General features: G+C 61.3%; 15 protein-coding genes and 2 pseudogenes. 15 read left to right on the top strand and 2 right to left on the bottom strand.

What is annotated here, in order from left to right:
* The first annotated feature begins 73 nt into the window (after positions 1-73).
* The 4 genes and pseudogenes from BCA01S_RS27925 (at position 74) to BCA01S_RS27910 (ending at position 3,385) form a co-directional block, all read left to right on the top strand.
* A complete protein-coding gene (locus BCA01S_RS27925; protein WP_027779724.1) occupies positions 74-766 on the top strand; it encodes a phosphatase PAP2 family protein in 693 nt (230 codons plus the stop codon).
* Positions 767-1,250: 484 nt separating this feature from the next.
* Positions 1,251-2,531 carry a hypothetical protein gene (locus BCA01S_RS27920; protein ID WP_244146083.1) on the top strand — a complete coding sequence of 427 codons (1,281 nt, stop codon included), beginning with the start codon at positions 1,251-1,253 and terminating at the stop codon, positions 2,529-2,531.
* Between the two features lie 318 nt (positions 2,532-2,849).
* A pseudogene (locus tag BCA01S_RS27915) lies at positions 2,850-3,092 on the top strand (glycine betaine ABC transporter substrate-binding protein); the annotation flags it as partial.
* A 2-nt stretch (positions 3,093-3,094) separates the two neighbouring features.
* Positions 3,095-3,385, top strand: a complete 291-nt coding sequence (locus tag BCA01S_RS27910) for a helix-turn-helix domain-containing protein (protein WP_027779721.1) — start codon at positions 3,095-3,097, stop codon at positions 3,383-3,385.
* A gap of 168 nt (positions 3,386-3,553) precedes the next feature.
* Here BCA01S_RS27910 and BCA01S_RS27905 read toward each other — a convergent pair whose 3' ends face one another.
* Positions 3,554-4,726, bottom strand: a complete 1,173-nt coding sequence (locus tag BCA01S_RS27905; RefSeq protein ID WP_027779720.1) for a TIGR03118 family protein — start codon at positions 4,724-4,726, stop codon at positions 3,554-3,556.
* A 283-nt stretch (positions 4,727-5,009) separates the two neighbouring features.
* Between BCA01S_RS27905 and BCA01S_RS27900 the strand changes: the two genes are divergently transcribed.
* Positions 5,010-5,567 carry a carboxymuconolactone decarboxylase family protein gene (locus BCA01S_RS27900; RefSeq protein WP_027779719.1) on the top strand — a complete coding sequence of 186 codons (558 nt, stop codon included), beginning with the start codon at positions 5,010-5,012 and terminating at the stop codon, positions 5,565-5,567.
* A gap of 35 nt (positions 5,568-5,602) precedes the next feature.
* A pseudogene (locus BCA01S_RS35370) lies at positions 5,603-6,133 on the top strand (helix-turn-helix domain-containing protein); the annotation flags it as partial.
* Positions 6,134-6,333: 200 nt separating this feature from the next.
* Here the strand turns inward: BCA01S_RS35370 and BCA01S_RS27890 are convergent.
* A complete protein-coding gene (locus tag BCA01S_RS27890; RefSeq protein WP_027779718.1) occupies positions 6,334-6,543 on the bottom strand; it encodes a hypothetical protein in 210 nt (69 codons plus the stop codon).
* A gap of 418 nt (positions 6,544-6,961) precedes the next feature.
* On the opposite strand from BCA01S_RS27890, the gene BCA01S_RS27880 reads away from it, so the two are divergent.
* From BCA01S_RS27880 to BCA01S_RS27840, 9 genes are all read left to right on the top strand, one after another.
* On the top strand, positions 6,962-7,717 hold the full coding sequence (locus tag BCA01S_RS27880) for a DeoR/GlpR family DNA-binding transcription regulator (RefSeq protein WP_027779716.1): 756 nt from the start codon (positions 6,962-6,964) through the stop codon (positions 7,715-7,717).
* A 547-nt stretch (positions 7,718-8,264) separates the two neighbouring features.
* On the top strand, positions 8,265-9,353 hold the full coding sequence (phnS, locus tag BCA01S_RS27875) for a 2-aminoethylphosphonate ABC transporter substrate-binding protein (RefSeq protein WP_027779715.1): 1,089 nt from the start codon (positions 8,265-8,267) through the stop codon (positions 9,351-9,353).
* A 117-nt stretch (positions 9,354-9,470) separates the two neighbouring features.
* Positions 9,471-10,571 carry a 2-aminoethylphosphonate ABC transport system ATP-binding subunit PhnT gene (phnT, locus tag BCA01S_RS27870; protein WP_027779714.1) on the top strand — a complete coding sequence of 367 codons (1,101 nt, stop codon included), beginning with the start codon at positions 9,471-9,473 and terminating at the stop codon, positions 10,569-10,571.
* The gene (locus BCA01S_RS27865) at positions 10,549-11,502 is read left to right on the top strand and encodes a 2-aminoethylphosphonate ABC transporter permease subunit (RefSeq protein WP_027779713.1); all 954 of its coding nucleotides are present in this window, start codon (positions 10,549-10,551) and stop codon (positions 11,500-11,502) included. The genes phnT and BCA01S_RS27865 overlap by 23 nt, the downstream gene beginning before the upstream one ends.
* Positions 11,492-12,355, top strand: coding sequence for a 2-aminoethylphosphonate ABC transport system, membrane component PhnV (phnV, locus tag BCA01S_RS27860; protein ID WP_020068552.1), 864 nt, complete (start codon positions 11,492-11,494; stop codon positions 12,353-12,355). Before BCA01S_RS27865 ends, phnV begins: the two co-directional genes overlap by 11 nt.
* A gap of 97 nt (positions 12,356-12,452) precedes the next feature.
* Positions 12,453-13,187, top strand: coding sequence for a phosphonate utilization associated transcriptional regulator (locus BCA01S_RS27855; protein WP_244146084.1), 735 nt, complete (start codon positions 12,453-12,455; stop codon positions 13,185-13,187).
* A gap of 75 nt (positions 13,188-13,262) precedes the next feature.
* On the top strand, positions 13,263-14,540 hold the full coding sequence (gene phnA / locus BCA01S_RS27850) for a phosphonoacetate hydrolase (RefSeq protein WP_027779711.1): 1,278 nt from the start codon (positions 13,263-13,265) through the stop codon (positions 14,538-14,540).
* Complete coding sequence (gene phnY, locus BCA01S_RS27845; protein ID WP_027779710.1) at positions 14,537-15,988, top strand: phosphonoacetaldehyde dehydrogenase; 1,452 nt, start codon at positions 14,537-14,539, stop codon at positions 15,986-15,988. Before phnA ends, phnY begins: the two co-directional genes overlap by 4 nt.
* A 4-nt stretch (positions 15,989-15,992) precedes the next feature.
* Entirely contained in the window at positions 15,993-16,553 is a 561-nt protein-coding gene (locus tag BCA01S_RS27840; RefSeq protein ID WP_027779709.1) for a phosphonate degradation HD-domain oxygenase, read from the top strand.
* The last annotated feature ends 73 nt before the right edge of the window (positions 16,554-16,626 follow it).

Below are 16,626 nucleotides of genomic sequence, written 5' to 3'. Positions count from 1 at the left end.
TTGGGCGGGCCTACTCCGCAAGACGGACGGTTACCGTCCTGTCCCAGTACGTACCTTATTGTCTACGCGAAAAATGAATAGCTTCGACACGAGCATTGAGACTTTTTTTAGCGGATTCCATTCTTGTGTCCTGTGCAATCATGCGGTGCAAGCCATCGCGGACATGTACACATTCAAAGGTCTGGTACTGATTCCCGTTTTATGGTGGCTATGGTTTCAGTCGACCGAGCGTCGGCAATGGCGGCGTGAAGTTGTCATTGCGACTACCGTGAGCGGGCTATTGGCTCTTCTCGCTGGAAGACTTCTGGCGCATTTTTTACCGTTCCGCACGCGCCCGGCGTTTTCGCCCGATCTGCACCTTCATTTCCCAGTTGTCCCGCAAAGCGAAAGCTTGTTGTCAGCGTGGAGTTCTTTCCCGAGCGATCACGCAATGTTGTGGATGTCGGTTGCGGTAGGCATCTTCATTGTCTCTCGCCGCGTTGGCATTCTTGCGCTGCTGTATGTCGCCATATTCATTTGCATTCCGCGCGCATACCTCGGCTTCCATTACCCGACCGACCTGTTGGGAGGAGCCGCGATTGGCATCGTCATTACCTACATCATGACTCGCGACTCCGTGAGAGCGCATTACGCGACGCCCATGTTGCGCTGGATCGAGCGCAATCCTGGACCATCGGCCATGTTGGGTTTCGTGCTGTGCCTGGAGCTCGTTACCCAGTTCGATGAGATTAGAGCCTTCGCCACTTCCGTTTTCAAGGTTGTCTGATTCGTTTGTCATTCAGACGGTGGACTGAACGATTCAAGCGGAGCGCGTTACGCGAATGCCGGCTCTCTCGACTCTTATCCCGCACGTAGCATGCAGCGACGTGGGTGTTTCGCTGCGCGAATAAGAGCCGAGATGAGCGCTGTCCTTCTCCAGGTCATATCTGAAGGCCAAAGGTCTACACAATCTGAAAGGGGTGTTGATGACTGCTCGAAACGGAACGGCGTATACCGGCAGGCCGTTGTATTTGTGGAGCGTCTGGCTGATTGCTACTGTTGTGGCTTGCACGCCGCTCTTTGTCTCGTCGATTCCGCCATTGGGACAGCACTTCTATAACATCGTCAGAGTAGACATTCTGGCGCATCCCGGTTCCTACGCTGGCAACTTCGTAGTTCGGTGGGACCCATTGCCTGACCTTGCGATGGACCTGACCTTGCCGTGGATCGCGAAGCTGATGCCGGTGGAGTGGGCAGCATGGTTCTTTATCGTGGTCGAACTCGCGTTGCTCAGCTCGGGCTGCCTGGTTCTCAGCCGTGCTCTGAATGGCCGGTGGTCATGGTTCCCGCTGTTCAGTTTTCTGCTTCTCTACAACTGGATCCTGATACGCGGTTACGATAACTTTCTGTTCGGGACCGGCCTTTGTTTGTGGGCGATAGCCTTGCATGTGGCGCTTCGCCGGTCCACGGTCGCGCGGATCATAGCGTCGTCTTGCAGCGCCCTTGTGATTTACTTCTGCCATCTTTTTCCTTTGGCCGTTTTTGCACTGATCATAGGAACGTGGGAGCTTGGCTGTTTCCTGCAGGAAGGGAAACTGCGAATCCGCTCGCTCGTCATGCACGCGAGCGCAAGCCTCGTTCCGTTGATACTTCCCGTGGTATTACTGGCGCATAGCAGTACCGGCGGACTTCGTGGCTCCGTCGATTTCGGCGTCGTTCATATATTCGCCAAAGTCAGCCGTTGGCTCGATGTCTTCGCAATCGGCAATCCCCCGGCCGACGTCGCAGTGCTGGCGAGCATGGGCCTGACATTAGCCGTCGGCTTTCTAATGAGATGGTGGTCCTGTAAACCCGAGTGCCGGATCACGGTGATTGCGCTTCCCCTGGTAGCGCTATTTGCGCCGTTCTCCGCATTTGCTTCTTATGGCGTGGTCGAGCGATGCGCGCTGAGCTTCGCATTTCTGCTGACAGCCCTGGTAGATGTGCGGACTTCGACACCGCATCTGCAACGGGTCGGCGCGCTAGCGCTTGCAATCGTTTTCCTGTTTCGCATTGCAACAGTAACTGCCGATTGGCGTGCGGCGAAGCCTTCCATTCAGGCGTACCGCGCTACGTTCGCGTCGTTGAAATCGGGCTCGGTCCTGTTTCAATACAAACAGGATACGACGTATCCGTCTCCAAGAACCGCGCCTCACCGCTGGAATCCATATCTGGATAAGGTCGTTGCGCTTGCAACGCTCGATCGGGTTCTCGTGCCGGATCTCTATCTGAAGGCGGGCCAGCAGCCAGTGCTTTATCGCGCAGAAAACGCCGCATTGAGGAAGTTCCAGGACGATATCGAGAACGGCGACACGGCATTCCGGGCGAATGACGGTATGTTGCGCGCGTGGGCCGCGGACTTGCAAAACAGGTTCCCGGACCTGCAAACCCGATTCACGGAAGTCTATCTCGCTGTGTTCGATCCGCAACGACGCCTGTCTGAAACACTAACCGGTTGGCAACTCGTTGCGACGCTACCGGAACATCGGCTCTACCGAATGCTTCCTCGTTGAGCGCGGTCATCATGCTTCCGATCAGCTAGCCGCTTACGGTGCGTAAGGTCGTTCGCAGAATGTCGTTTTACTGCCAGCGGACGTCGCATTCGCGGCATGCCGGCGCGGCTGTTGACCATTACATTCGAAGGAACCCCGCCACGTCGCTACAACCGTGCCGCACAGGACGAACAAGACTCAGCCCGAATGAAACAGGCACGCGAAACGGCTGCCCATCAGCCGACAGGCGCGTCCTTTTTATCGGACACGCAACCGCTTGCCGACGGATGGGAAGGCACGAATTCTCTCAGCGCCGCTGTCCAGCCGGGCGAGGCGACCGCAGGCGCGAATGTCGTGGTCGGCGGCAAGAACTTCACGGAGCAGCAACTGCTTGCCGAGATGACGACCGAGCTATTGCAGGCCAAGGGTTTCACCGTTACGAAAAAGGACGGCTTGGGCAGCGCGGTGTTGCGCGCGGCGCAGGAGAACGGACAGGTCGACGTGTATTGGGAATACACCGGAACTTCGCTGATCACGTACAACAAGATCAATGACCGCCTTTCGCCGGAAGACACTTTACGCTGATGGAGCAGAATATAGAGCGTCCCGTTCCCGTGCAGACGCTCGCCTCGCTGGTCGGCATTTCGCCTCGGCAGTTCGAGCGTATGTGGCTCAAGCACTTCGACATGGGACCCTCGCACTTCTACCTGGGCGTGCGCCTGAAGGCAGCGCAAAAGCTTCTGCACGAATCGACGTTTTCGATTTTCGACATTGCCATGCAGTGCGGATTTGCTAGCGCCTCGCATCTGGGGCGGTGTTATCGGAAACTCTTTGACGCCACGCCCGGACAGGAACGTGCCGCCAGGGGCAAGTGAAGATCACCATTGCGTAAGAGGCAACGATCCGGTTCCACCTGCTGCGAGCCGGGTCAACCTCGAACGCAACAGTGGTGTCTCGCGAGTTGTGTCGAAGGCTCCGGCGCTCGCGGTGTTCAATCAATGCGGCCGCTCATTGTGCATGAGCGGCCGTGCATTTTCTCCGACCTACATGCCGATGCTCGACCCTCCGCTCGAACTCGTGCCTGTGCTCGTTCCCGTGGCGGAACTCGAGGTCGATGCCGGATTCAGATCGATTCTTCCATAGACGCCGTCTGCTTCGTCATTGGGCCCCGCCGCGAAGAAGAGCGTAGTAGCAGGCTGATTGTTGAGCCCGTTGCCGAACGCAATGCCCCACAAGCCCGGCTCGACGATCGCACTGCCGGTCGAACTCTTGATGGCACCCATTGACTGGCCGCTCGATGCGTTGAAAGCGTTAATCGTGCCGTCGCCGAAATTGCCGATCAATATCGCGCCGCTCAATGAGCCGAAGTTGCTCGGCGCTTGTGCAATACCCCATGGTGCATTCAGCGCACCGCCCGTTGCGAAGTGCTGCTTCAGGTTACCTGCCGTATCGAATACGTCCACCATACCGAGTCCCGCGCCGGCGACGTCGTCATGTTTGTCGGCATCCTGCTTCGCGTAGGTGACGAACAGGTTCGATCCGATCAACTGGATGCCGAACGGCGCAAAGCCGGCAGGAATGGCTGGATCCGTAAAGGCGCCGGGCATGGCGACCTTGGCAAAGTTGGTGTCGAAGACGTCGATCTTGTTGTTATGGAAATCGGCAGCGTAGAGGAAGTTGTTGCCGTTGTTGGCCGCGAGCGCGAGGCCCTTGTACACGGCGCCGCCGGTGCCGTCGTCGTACATGACGAACGCATTGGTTGGCCCAACGGCTGGCGCCCATGCGGTGACGGTGCCGCCTTCGCCCACGAAGATGAAAGCGGCGACGCCAGACTTGCCGTTTTGCGTCACGTTGAAGCTTTGCGTGCCGTTGAATACGATGCCTGTTGGCGACGCTGTCCCGTTCTTGCCGTCGGGGATCGTGACGACGAGCGATTGCGGCACGCCGTTGCCGTCATAGAGTGTCGCGAGGTTGGTTCCGTTGTCGGCGACCCAGACGAAGCCTTTCGGATTGAAGGCCACGCCCCAGGCATTCTTCAGATTGACGTCGGTGTGCGCCGCCGACACGGCGCCATCCGAGACGAGCGCCTTTGCGGTGAACGACGACTGTGCAGGCGGCCCAGAACTGGGAGAACTGGAACTGCCGCCGCATGACGCGAGTGTCGCGATAGCTGCGCTGCAGGCTACGACGGTGAACGCTGCGAGTAGAGACTTCATGGCCGCACTCCTTGTTCCGTCCAAAGGTCACAACGCTCAATGAACGAGAGGGCGATCGGGTTTATTCCAGTGGAGGGAACTTATTTGCGAGTACTTTCTATGGCTGAACCGGATAGATAAAAGGGGGGGCGAATTCACGTGCTGGCCTTGGGTTTGACGCGTGGCGACTAACTGCGATGTAGCGCAGCAATTACATGCAATGTAATTGGCGCCATGAGCGGCGGCATCTAGTCTGTGTCTGTCGCGCTTCCATTCCGGTTGCGCTCACCGCCAGGGAGATACCATGTCCCGCTTTCCCACATACACGATCGAATCCGCTCCGGCAGAATCAACGCCCGTGCTCCAGCAATTGCAACAGGCGTTCGGCCTGATACCGAACATCGCGGCCAAGATGGCTCGATTGCCTGTGCTGATCAACGGTTTTATCGGCCTGTTCGAGCGTGTGCATGCGAGCAGTTTGACCGAGCCGCAAATTCAGACGCTGTTGCTGACCAACGCAGTGACGAATGCAAGTGTCTGGGCCGTCGCATTTCACACGGCGCTGGCGTTGAAAGAAGGCGTGCATGCCGCCGACGTAGACTCAATCCGCCGCGGTGTCCTGCCTGTTGACCGCGAACTGGCCGCGCTATCCGCATTGGCGCGCACGCTGATAGAAAAGCGCGGCCACCTGAGCGAATCGGACCAGACGCGTTTCCTCGAAGCCGGGTTCAGCGCTGAGCAGATACTAGAGGTCGTTGCGGTGGTTGCCGCATCGACGATCACGAACTATACGGGCAGCGTAACCCAGCCGCAGCTCGAAACGCAGTTCGAGGAATTCGTCTGGCTTGCGCCCGCACGCTGAATTATTTTGTTCTTTACCTTGATTCCGGAAATCCGATGAACGCGAGCAGTCACGATCCGAAAGTGCCGCAAAGTGAGCTTGGCGACTTGTTGCGCTATTGGCGCGATATGCGCGGCGTGAGTCAACTGGATCTGTCGCTCGAGGCCGGCGTTTCACAGCGCCAGATCAGCTTTATCGAAAGCGGGCACAGCGTGCCGGGCCGGGACACGCTGCTGACGCTTGCACAGACGCTCGACGTGCCGCTGCGCGAGCGTAACGCGCTGTTGCTCGCGGCTCGCTATGCACCGGTGTATTCGGAAGCGCCATGGAACGCACACGAGATGCACAGTGTGATCGCCGCGCTGGAGCGCGTGGTTCGCCAGCATGAGCCTTTCCCGGCGATCGTGTTGGATCGCCACTGGAACGTTCTCATGACCAACGACGCGGCTCCGCGCTTCTTCGATTGTTTCATCGACATGGCCTCGCGCAAAAGTCCCCGCAACATGCTTCATCTGATCTTCGACCCGCAGGGCATGCGTCCCTTCGTGGCCGATTGGGACGCGGTCTCGCGAAGAACGATTTGCCGCTGGTTTTACTCGGCGCTGAACAGTGATCGCACGGGCGATGAGCCGTATGCAAGAGAGGCGAGCGCGAACTCAGAGACGCGTGCGGCCAGCCGACGAACGTTTCCGATCACGATGGAACGGTAGTTCCTGCCGCACGCAACGCCGCGTCCCGCCTGTGCGGCACGCGTGTCGCGACCCATTCAGCCGCGGTTAAGCCTCAATCAATCCTCGGGCTTCCCGCCGATGGTGTTGCCTTGTTGCCAGGCGCGCTTACCTTGCTCGGACAACTCTCCGCTGCTGTGCGACGCGTCCGGTTTTGTACCTTCTACTGCCATTGCGCCGCCCGGCTGCTCCTGGGCAGGGACGCGTTCACCCTTGCGCGCCGCGGCGCGATCGTCCTGAGTACGGCCTGCGTAAGTTTCTGTTGCCATTTCAACCTCCGGAAAGAAGAGAACCGTCATTATCTTTGCGATCGCAGCGCGAACTTCGTACCGATGGACGCGCTGGCTCGCATCGAGACACACCCGGAGTCAGTGTTCGCATTGCGCGTGCCAGACGCGGCGTTCGCGTCGCATCGAAGGCGTTCCATGCGGCCTGTGAGGAAATCGTCACACAATTTTCTCTCCGTGTATTATTCCGGCGTCGAAAGCTATTGCGGCACGGTTGAATGCATTGCGTGTAAGAGCCGGGTCTTCGCCAACGTCGCGTCGCGCTCGCATTGACGCACTCGCCGGGCGAGGTAGAAATCACAGTGCATCGCCGATACATAAAGCGGTTATGGGAAAAGGCTTTGACGAAGATATGCCCCGCGCGACAACCTTTCGCGGGACGATGAAGGAACAACGCTGAATGCTCGCAGAACAACGTCACCAATACATCCTGGCGCAAGTCGCCAAAACGGGCGCGCTGTCAGTCGCCGAGCTGGTGCGCGAACTGAATGTGTCGCGCGAGACCATTCGCCGTGACCTCAACGCGCTCGCCGGCCGCGGCCTGCTCGTCACCACCCACGGCGGCGCGCTTTCGAGCGACCGGCGCGAGCCCGACCTCGACACGCGTGAAGCGGCAAACGCCGGGGCGAAACGCGCGATCGGCGAGCGTGCGGCTGAGTTCGTGCCCGACGGCGCGTCGCTGATCGTCGACTCCGGTAGCACGACGCAGGCGGTCGCGCGAGCCTTACTCGACCGGCACCGTCTGTCGGTTTACACCAACGACTGGCGCATCGCGCTGCTGCTCGGACGGCGCAACGACAATCGCGTCACGCTGTTGGGCGGCGAACTGTCCGATATCGAAGACGCCACCTTCGGGCTCGACACGGTCCACCAGCTCACGCAATACCACGCGGACTTCGCATTCATCGGCGCAGGCGGCATCTCGCCGGACGGCTATCTCACCGACTACAGCCGCATGGCCGCCGAAGTGCGCAGCCGCATGATCGCCGCCGCCGACACGGTGGTCGTCGTGGCCGACCATTCGAAGTTCGGCCGGGTCACGCCGGTGCGGATCAACGGCATCGAGTCGGCGCGTTATCTCGTGACCGAGCTGGCGCCCGAGCGCGCCATCGGCAAGGCGATTACGGCCCATGGCCCGGAAATCGTGATTGCCTGAGTCCATGTGCAAGGCCAGTGCGCGTGCTGCTGCGACGGGTTGCGACACGCGTCGCGCCGCCTGCTGCCGGTAGAGCGCTGCCCGGCATGATCCGATTCCCGGTCGGCGGCCATGCAGCAGCGGCTCTGCTCAATCTCTTCACGCAACATTTCCCGCTACCTCGTTTGGCTTGGCTATTATTGGCGAATTGTGTCAATTTTTGGAATTCGACAGAATAGTCATGGCGTTGTCACCGAAACCTGTGATCCTTGCCGTGCCCATACAGGCATGGCAGGCAGCGCGAACGTGGTAGACAGGTTGTAAGTCTCGCTTGGAAGACGCCGCGGAGTTGTCGGCAATCTGCAATAGGCTGATCGCATCGGGGTCGGCTGCGGCAACATGCAACAAGTCACGCAAGCAGCACGCAAGCAGCACATAAGCGGCACATAAGCGACACGCACGCAAGCAGCAAATAAAGCGCAAACGGCGCGCACCACGCGCCGTTCAATCACAACAGGTATCGGGTTTTCCCGACCGTCTGGTTTTTTTGCCTTTCGGAGAAAGCGACATGACAAAGACAAACTCCCTTCAGACCACGGGCCTCGCACGCAAGCTTCTGCCGGCGCTGGTCGCCGCCGCGATGTTCGGTGGCGTGGCCATCCAGGCGCAGGCTGCCGATGCGGTGGTGTTGTACACCGCCGACGGCCTGGAAAATCTCTATAAAGACGTGCTGCCGGCCTTCGAAAAGAAGGAGGGCGTGAAAGTCAACGTCGTCACCGCGGGCAGCGGAGAGGTCGTGAACCGCGCGACAATCGAAAAAGACCAGCCGAAGGCGGACGTGATCGTCACGTTGCCGCCGTTCATCCAGCAGGCGGATCAGAGCGGTCTGCTTCAGGCATACCAGAGCGCGAACTACAAGAACGTGCCGGCGATCGCCAAGGCGCCGAACGGCTCCTGGGCGACCTTCGTGAATAACTATTTCTCGTTCGCGATCAACCCGGAAGTCACGAAAAACCAGCCGAAAACTTTTGCCGATCTGCTGCACCCGGACTACGCCGGCAAGGTCGCTTACTCGAACCCGGCAACGGCGGGCGACGGTATGGCCGTGATCATCCTGACGTCGTCGCTGATGGGTGAGGACAAGGCGTTCGACTATCTGAAGAAGCTGGAGCAAAGCGCCAAGTTCCACACCAAGGGCACGGGTTACCTCGACGTTCTGCTGTCGCGCAACGAAATCGCGTTCGCGAACGGCGATCTGCAGATGGATCTGGACGACGCGGCCAACGGCGGCCTGTCGCTCAAGCCCGTGTTCCTCGCGGCTGCGCCGGGCGAGCAACCGACCACGTTCCAGTTGCCGTATGCAATTGGCCTCATCAAGAACGGTCCGAACCAGGCGCAAGGCAAGAAGCTGATCGACTATCTGATGTCGACGGAAGTGCAGGCCAAGGTGCCTGACATCTTCGGCATTCCGGGCCGTACCGACGTGCCGCTCGCCGGCAAGAACGGCGAGACCGTCAAGCAGGCGATTGCGGGCGTGAAGCTGATTCCGGTGGACTGGAATCACGTGATGGCCAAGAAAGCCGACTGGACCGCGCGCTGGAAGAGCGACGTGATCGGTTCGTCGGGCAAGCAGATCGAAGTGGTCAAGCCGAAGTAAGCTGTTTTTCAGTCTCGCTTTCAGTCTTGCTTCGCAGTCGAAGCACGCAGCGCTCTCGCGATCGGTGTGATCGCCGGAGCGCTGCCTGAGCATCAATCTTGTTGGAGGATGAATCCGGTGAATACGGCCAGTCTTGCTGGGCGAGGCGCGCTCGAAGCCTCGCTGGACGCGCTCGGCGCCGCGCGTTCGGACGCGCCTGGCGGCGTGCAGATCGATCATCTGACGGTGCGCTTCGGTTCGCGCACCGTGCTCGACGATCTGTCGCTGACCATCCAGCGCGGCGAACTGCTCACCGTGCTCGGTCGCAGCGGCTGCGGCAAGACTACGCTGCTGCGGTTCATCGCCGGGTTTATCGAGGCGGACGGGTTGTCCGGCACGCTCACGGTCGCGGGCCACGATCTCACGCACGTGCCGCCGCATAAGCGCAACCTTGGCTTGTTGTTCCAGAGCTACGCGCTGTTTCCGCATCTGTCGGTATTCGAAAACGTCGCGTTCGGCTTGCGGGCGCGGCGCATATCGGCGAAGGATATCGCACGACGCGTGGCCGAGGTGCTGAAACTCGTGCAACTCGGCGACGCCGGGCACGTGATGCCCGCGCAGCTTTCCGGCGGCATGCAGCAGCGTGTGGCTCTTGCGCGCGCGCTCGTGATCGAGCCGGACGTGCTGTTGCTCGACGAGCCGCTCTCCGCGCTCGATGCCAATCTGCGAGCGTCGGTGCGCTCCGAACTGAAGTCGCTACATGAGCGCCTGCCCAATCTGACGATTGTCTGCGTGACGCACGATCAGGATGACGCGCTGGTGCTGTCGGATCGCACGCTGTTGATGCGCGATGGCCGCATCGCGCAGCTCGGCACGCCGCAACAGTTGTACGACGCGCCGAACGACGGCTTTGTCGCGCGCTATCTCGGCACGGCGAATCTGCTGCCGCCGCAAGTCGCTTTCGGCATGGACGACTCGCGCTACAACGAGCGCGAGCGGGTCGCCTGTCTGCGGCCGGAAGCGCTGCGCATCGTGCCGCTTGGAGAAGGGCAGTTGCACGGCGCGATAACATCGGTCGAATGGTATGGCGCGGTATTGTCGGTGTCGGTCGCTTTGGACGCGATGCCGAACGAACCACTCCTCGTTACCATGCAGCGCGGCCACGGCATGATGCCGGAGAAAGGCGCGCGCGTTTCCCTGCGTTACGAGGCAGACGATGTCGTCCTTATCCACCCCTGAGGCGTCGAATTCGCTTCCCGCCTCGGCGGCAGCCGCAGCCGACGCTCGCCGCAGCGCGAGCGCCGCTTTGCATCGGGCCGCGGTAAAGCGCCGCGAGCGCGCAGCGCAATGGCATCTGCTGTTCATCGCGGTGGTCGTGCTCGGGCCGCTCGTCATCTACCCGCTCGTGCGCCTCGTGCTGCTGAGCCTGAGTGGGCCGCATGGCTTCGGCCTGCAGGCGTATGCGGCGTTCTTCGGCAATCCAGAGACACGCGGCGTGATCGGCACGACGCTGTGGATTCTGTTCGCGAGCGCCGGACTTGCATCGCTGCTCGGCGTCGCACTGGCGTCGTTGCTGTTTTTCAAGCCATTTCCGGGCGCGCGGATGGTTACGCGCTTTCTCGAACTGTTCGTCGCGTTCCCGTCGTTTCTGGTCGCCTTCACGCTGATTTTTCTGTACGGCTCGCAAGGCTCGGTCAGCATCGGCTTGCAGCGGCTCTTTCATCTGGAGGCGCCGCCGCTCGATTTCCTGTTCGGCGTGGGCGGTGTGATTCTCGCCGAGGTCGTGTTCTACGCGCCGTTCGTCGTGAGGCCCACCCTGGCTTCGTTCGCCACGCTCGACATGCGTCTGATCGAAGCCGCCAGAAGTCTTGGCGCTAGCGGCTGGATGGTCGCATTCAAGGTAATCGTGCCGCTTGCGTGGCCGGGTATCGCTGCAGGCACGATCCTGTGCTTTCTCCTGACGCTCAACGAGTTCGGCATTCTGCTCGTGCTTGGCAGCGCGCATCTGATCACGTTGCCGGTCGCCATTTACAGTTCGGCCACTGTCGACCTCGATCTGCCGACGGCGGCAGCCGGCGCGGTCGTCATGCTGATCATGTCCTTGTCGCTGTACGCGTTGTACCGCCAGGTCAACCGTCGCAAGGTGAAAGGAGCGGGCCATGGCCGTTGAACTCGACCCGACCGTGCTGCCGGTCATGCACAAGAAGGCGCGCCCGGTGCGCCGGAGTTTCTTCGTGCGGATGCTCGGCGGCCTGTTTCTCGGTTTTGCCGCGCTGTTGTGCTTCTGGCTTTTCGTGTTGCCCGTGATCGTGGTCGGCTTGTCGAGCGTGGCGGCGCACTGGTCCGGCACGATTCTGCCGGCCGGCTTCAGCACGCGCTGGTTCGAGCGGCTCGGTTCCAGCGACTTCGACGCGCTCACAACGAGCCTCGAGATCGGCATGGGCGTCGCCGTGCTGGGCACGATTCTGGGGCTGTGGCTTGCGCTCGCACTCGAAGGACGCGACCGGCGCGGGCTCGGCGCGTTTGTCGACACCATTGCCATGATGCCCAACGGCGTGCCGAGCGTGGTGCTCGGTCTCGCGGTACTGATCGCGTATCACAAGCGGCCCGTTGACTTGTCGAGTTCCGCGGCGATCGTCGTGTTCGTGCAACTCGCGCTCGTGCTGCCGTTCTGCTACCGGTGCGCGGCGGCGGCGTTGCGCCCTGAACTGACAATTTTGCGCGAAGCGGCCGCGAGCCTCGGCGCGCCTCCGTCGATGGTGCTGCGCCGCGTGGTGCTGCCGCAACTCGTGCCGGCAATCCGCGCGAGTCTCGCACTCGGGTTCGCGCTGTCGCTCGGCGAATTGGGCGCGACCCTCACTGTTTATCCGCCCGGTTTTGCGACGGTGCCGATCGTCGTGGTCGGTCAGGTGGAGCGCGGTTACTACCTGCCCGCCTCCGCGCTGTCGCTGATTCTGCTGCTCGTCTCGCTCGCGGCGCTGCTGCTGATTGCGGCCCGTGTGCCGCGCCGTCGGATCGACTAAACCTACGGTTTCCTCGTTTCCCTGGTTGCGCGTCGTGCGGCGCGCAGACATTCCACATACTTTGAATGTGGCGAAATTTGTCAAACTGACCGAATATATGCAAACTGCTTCTGTCGATCCGATTGAGGTTGTGCGCAGGCATTCGCTGACGACACTGGTTCGCGACGAGATCCAAAGGCACATCGTCGAAGGCGAACTGGCGCCGGGTGCCAAACTCAACGAAGCAGACTGGGCGGCGCGCCTGCAGGTGTCGCGCGGGCCGGTTCGCGAGGCGTTCCGCGCGCTCGAGCAGGCCGGGCTCGTGCGCACGGAGAAGAATCGCGGCGTGTTCGTGCGGACGGTGTCGCTCGACGAAGCCGACGAGATTTACGCGGTGCGCGCGGTGCTCGAAGAGGCGGCGTGCCGGATGTTGGCCGCGAACATCGACGCGAGTCAGTTGGCGGTGCTGCGCGATTGGCTCGATGCCATGCGCGCTGCGCTCGATGCGCGAGATCACGATGCTTACGGGCGTGCCAACGTCGCCTTTCATGACGCGATCGTGGCGGCGGCGGGCAATCTGAAGTTGTACGAGACGTATCGAAGGCTGGTGAGCGAGTTGAGTCTTTTCCGGCGCGCGGCACTGGTGGTGCATGCCGATGCGATGGAGCGCTCGCTAGCGGAACATCGCGCGATTCTGACCGCGCTCGCTTCGCGCGATGCCGCGCATGCCGCGGCGCTGATGCACGCGCACGTGAACGGCGGCTTGCAGCGCGCGCACGAGGCGTGCGAGGGAGGCGGCGTCGCGGCCGGGCAGTTGGGAACGGCGCGCGGTGCGCCGGCTTCGGGCGACTGAAGCACGACCGAAGCGATCGCGTCGTCGTAACGCATTGGCTTGAGCACGCGTGCGTAGCACGCAGGGACGGGAACGATGGCAAGCGCAAACGAAAACGCGAAGCAACGCACGATCGACGTCAACGGTCGCGGCTACCGGCTGCCTGAGGAGCCGACGGTTGTGATCTGCGTCGACGGCTGCGAGTTCGATTATCTGGAAGCTGCGGTCGCGGCCGGCGTTGCGCCGTTCATCGGCAAGATGCTCAGGGGCGGCGCGGCCTTCAAGGGCGATTGCGTGATTCCCTCGTTCACCAACCCGAACAATCTGTCGATTGTCTGCGGCGTGCCGCCGTCGGTGCACGGAATCTGCGGGAATTACTTCTGGGACCCGAACGCGAATGGCGGCGCGGGTGCGGAAGTGATGATGAACGATCCAGCCTATCTGCGAGCCGGCACCGTGCTGGCCGCGGCAGCCGAAGCGGGCGCGCGCGTCGCGGTCGTCACCGCTAAGGACAAGTTGCGCCGGCTGTTGGGATGGCAGCTAAACGGCATCTGCTTCTCCGCGGAAAAAGCGGACACGGTGACGCGCGAGGAAAACGGCATCGACGAAGTATTGGAACTGGTCGGCTTGCCGTTACCCGACGTGTACAGCGCGGCGCTTTCGGAATTCGTGTTCGCCGCCGGCGTGCGGCTCGCGCAAACTCGCGAGCTCGACTTGATGTATCTGTCCACGACCGATTACATACAGCACAAATGGGCGCCGAGCACCGAAGGCGCGAACGCGTTCTACGCGATGATGGACGGCTATCTGGCGAAGCTCGACGCGCTCGGTTGGGTGATCGGGCTCACCGCCGATCACGGCATGAACGCGAAGCACGATCCGCAAAGCGGCGAGCCCAACGTGATCTATCTGCAAGACCTGCTCGACGAATGGCTCGGCGCGCGCAAGGCGCGCGTGATCTTGCCGATCACGGATCCGTATGTGGTGCATCACGGCGCGCTCGGTTCGTTTGCGACGGTGTATCTGCCAGGCGATGTCGATGCCGCGGAGGTGATCGAGCGGATTCGCGGACTGCAGGGCGTCGAAATTGCGCTCGATAACCACACGGCGTGTGAGCGCTTCGAGCTGCCGAATGACCGCGTCGGCGACATCGTCGTGATCGGCACGAAGCATGTGGTGCTCGGTACTCGCCGCGACGAGCACGATCTGTCGGGGCTCACGGTGCCGTTGCGCTCGCACGGCGGGCTGTCCGAGCAGGAAGTGCCGCTCCTTTTCAACCGGCGTGTCGACGGATTGCCGGGCGCGGAGAGCGGAAACAGGCTGCGCAATTTCGATATCTTCGACGTCGCGTTGAACCGCGTGTCTGCATCATGAACGCGACGCTGCGGGACCATCCGGCGTTCCGGGCGGAAGCGCTGCGGCTCGAAGGCGAACGCGCGGCGCGTCCACGCTCGCTCAATGTAGTCGATCCGTACACGGGCACGCGCGTAGGCACGGTCGCGCTTGCGAGCGTCGACGATGTGCGCGCGGCATTCGAATATGCCGTTGCTTATCAGGCGAAACTCACGCGTTATGAGCGCTCGCAGATTCTCGAACGCGCGGCCACGTTGTTGCGTGACAGGACCGAAGAGGCGTCGGATCTGATCTCGCTCGAATCGGGTTTGTCGAAACAGGACTCGCGCTATGAAATCGGCCGCGTGGCCGACGTGTTCAAGTTTGCGGCAATCGAAGCATTGCGCGACGACGGGCAAAGTTTCTCGTGCGATCTGACGCCGCATGGCAAGCGGCGGCGCGTGTTTTCGCAGCGCGAGCCGCTTGCGGGCGTGATCGTCGCGATTACCCCGTTCAACCATCCAATGAACCAGGTCGCGCATAAGGTCGCGCCTGCAGTCGCGACGAACAATCGCGTGGTGCTGAAGCCGTCCGAGAAAGTGCCGCTGTCGGCGCTTTATCTTGCCGACATTCTGTACGAAGCCGGCTTGCCCGCGCCCATGCTGCAAGTGCTGACCGGCGACCCGCGCGAAATCGCCGATGAACTTATCACGCACCCGTTGGCTGAACTCGTCTCGTTCACGGGCGGCGTGGCGATCGGCAAGTACATCGCGGCAAAGGCGGCGTACCGCCGCGTCGTGCTCGAGCTAGGCGGCAACGATCCGCTGATCGTGCTGGAGGACGCCGATCTCGAGCGCGCGGCGACGCTCGCGGTGCTTGGCTCGTACAAGAACTCCGGGCAGCGCTGCACGGCGGTCAAGCGGATGCTCGTGCAAAAGCGCATCGCCGCCGATTTCGCCGATCTGGTCGTCGAGAAGACGCGGGCCTGGACTTTCGGCGATCCATTCGATGCGGCCAATCAGATGGGCACGGTCATCGACGTCGCCGCCGCGCAGCTATTCGAGGCGCGGGTGAATGAGGCGATTGCCGGCGGTGCACGGTTACGAATCGGCAATCGACGCAATGGCGCGCTGTATTCGCCTACGGTGCTCGACGGTGTAGAGCCGGACATGACCCTCGTGCGGGAGGAAACCTTTGGGCCGGTGTCGCCGATCATCAGCTTCGACACGCTCGACGACGCGATACGTATCAGCAACGGCACATGCTTCGGATTGTCTTCAGGTGTATGCACGAACCGGCAGGACGCGATCACACGCTTCATCAACGAACTGCGAGTGGGGACGGTCAACGTGTGGGAGGTGCCTGGCTATCGGACAGAGTTGACGCCGTTTGGCGGCATCAAGGACTCGGGCCTCGGCTACAAGGAAGGCGTTCAGGAAGCGATGAAGAGTTTCACTAACCTCAAGATTTTTTCGTTACCGTGGGAGTAATAGCGTGGCATTGAGTGTGACGGACATCCGTTCGCTGTTCGAGCAATACGGTGAGATCGCTTATAGCGGCGAACCGGTGACGCAGCTTCAGCACGCATTGCAGAGCGGCGCGCTGGCTGAAGAAGCGGGCGCCGGTGACGAACTCGTCGCCGCTTCGTTTTTGCACGATCTCGGGCATCTGCTGAATCTTCAGGGCGCGACGCCGACGGAGCGGGGCATCGACGATCTGCACCAGTACTTTGCGCTGCCGTTCTTGCGGCCGGTGTTGCCCGATGCGGTATTGGAGCCGATTCGTTTGCACGTTGACGCAAAGCGCTGCCTCTGCGCGATCGACCGAGGCTATTTCGATCAGCTTTCCGCCGATTCGGTGCGGAGCCTGAGTCTGCAAGGCGGCATCTTCAGCAGCGAGGAAGCGGAGCGATTCCTGCAGAAGCCGTATGCGCAAGACGCGCTGCGGCTGCGCAAGTGGGATGACCGCGCAAAAGAAGAACACCGCGTCACGCCAGGTCTCGATCACTACCTCGATGTGGTGGAGCGCGTGATGCGTAAGAGTGCGATGTTCTGACCTCGGATGGTGTAGTTCTGGCTTATCCACGTCGTTGTCTTAGCGCTGCTTCTTGCGCAATTTCCGTGTGTCG

This window comes from Paraburkholderia caledonica NBRC 102488 (genome assembly GCF_000685095.1).
GTDB lineage: Bacteria > Pseudomonadota > Gammaproteobacteria > Burkholderiales > Burkholderiaceae > Paraburkholderia > Paraburkholderia caledonica.
Note: the sequence above shows the minus strand (reverse complement) of the source record. Positions and strands in the feature narration are given on the sequence as shown.

What these genes read in the sequence shown, in the direction of transcription:
- BCA01S_RS27925 (WP_027779724.1), top strand. Translation starts at nt 74, where the DNA reads ATGAATAGCTTCGACACGAGCATTGAGACTTTTTTTAGCGGATTCCAT.
- BCA01S_RS27910 (WP_027779721.1), top strand. Translation starts at nt 3,095, where the DNA reads ATGGAGCAGAATATAGAGCGTCCCGTTCCCGTGCAGACGCTCGCCTCG.
- BCA01S_RS27905 (WP_027779720.1), bottom strand. Translation starts at nt 4,726, where the DNA reads ATGAAGTCTCTACTCGCAGCGTTCACCGTCGTAGCCTGCAGCGCAGCT.
- BCA01S_RS27900 (WP_027779719.1), top strand. Translation starts at nt 5,010, where the DNA reads ATGTCCCGCTTTCCCACATACACGATCGAATCCGCTCCGGCAGAATCA.
- BCA01S_RS27890 (WP_027779718.1), bottom strand. Translation starts at nt 6,543, where the DNA reads ATGGCAACAGAAACTTACGCAGGCCGTACTCAGGACGATCGCGCCGCG.
- BCA01S_RS27880 (WP_027779716.1), top strand. Translation starts at nt 6,962, where the DNA reads ATGCTCGCAGAACAACGTCACCAATACATCCTGGCGCAAGTCGCCAAA.
- phnS (WP_027779715.1), top strand. Translation starts at nt 8,265, where the DNA reads ATGACAAAGACAAACTCCCTTCAGACCACGGGCCTCGCACGCAAGCTT.
- BCA01S_RS27865 (WP_027779713.1), top strand. Translation starts at nt 10,549, where the DNA reads ATGTCGTCCTTATCCACCCCTGAGGCGTCGAATTCGCTTCCCGCCTCG.
- phnV (WP_020068552.1), top strand. Translation starts at nt 11,492, where the DNA reads ATGGCCGTTGAACTCGACCCGACCGTGCTGCCGGTCATGCACAAGAAG.
- BCA01S_RS27855 (WP_244146084.1), top strand. Translation starts at nt 12,453, where the DNA reads ATGCAAACTGCTTCTGTCGATCCGATTGAGGTTGTGCGCAGGCATTCG.
- phnA (WP_027779711.1), top strand. Translation starts at nt 13,263, where the DNA reads ATGGCAAGCGCAAACGAAAACGCGAAGCAACGCACGATCGACGTCAAC.
- phnY (WP_027779710.1), top strand. Translation starts at nt 14,537, where the DNA reads ATGAACGCGACGCTGCGGGACCATCCGGCGTTCCGGGCGGAAGCGCTG.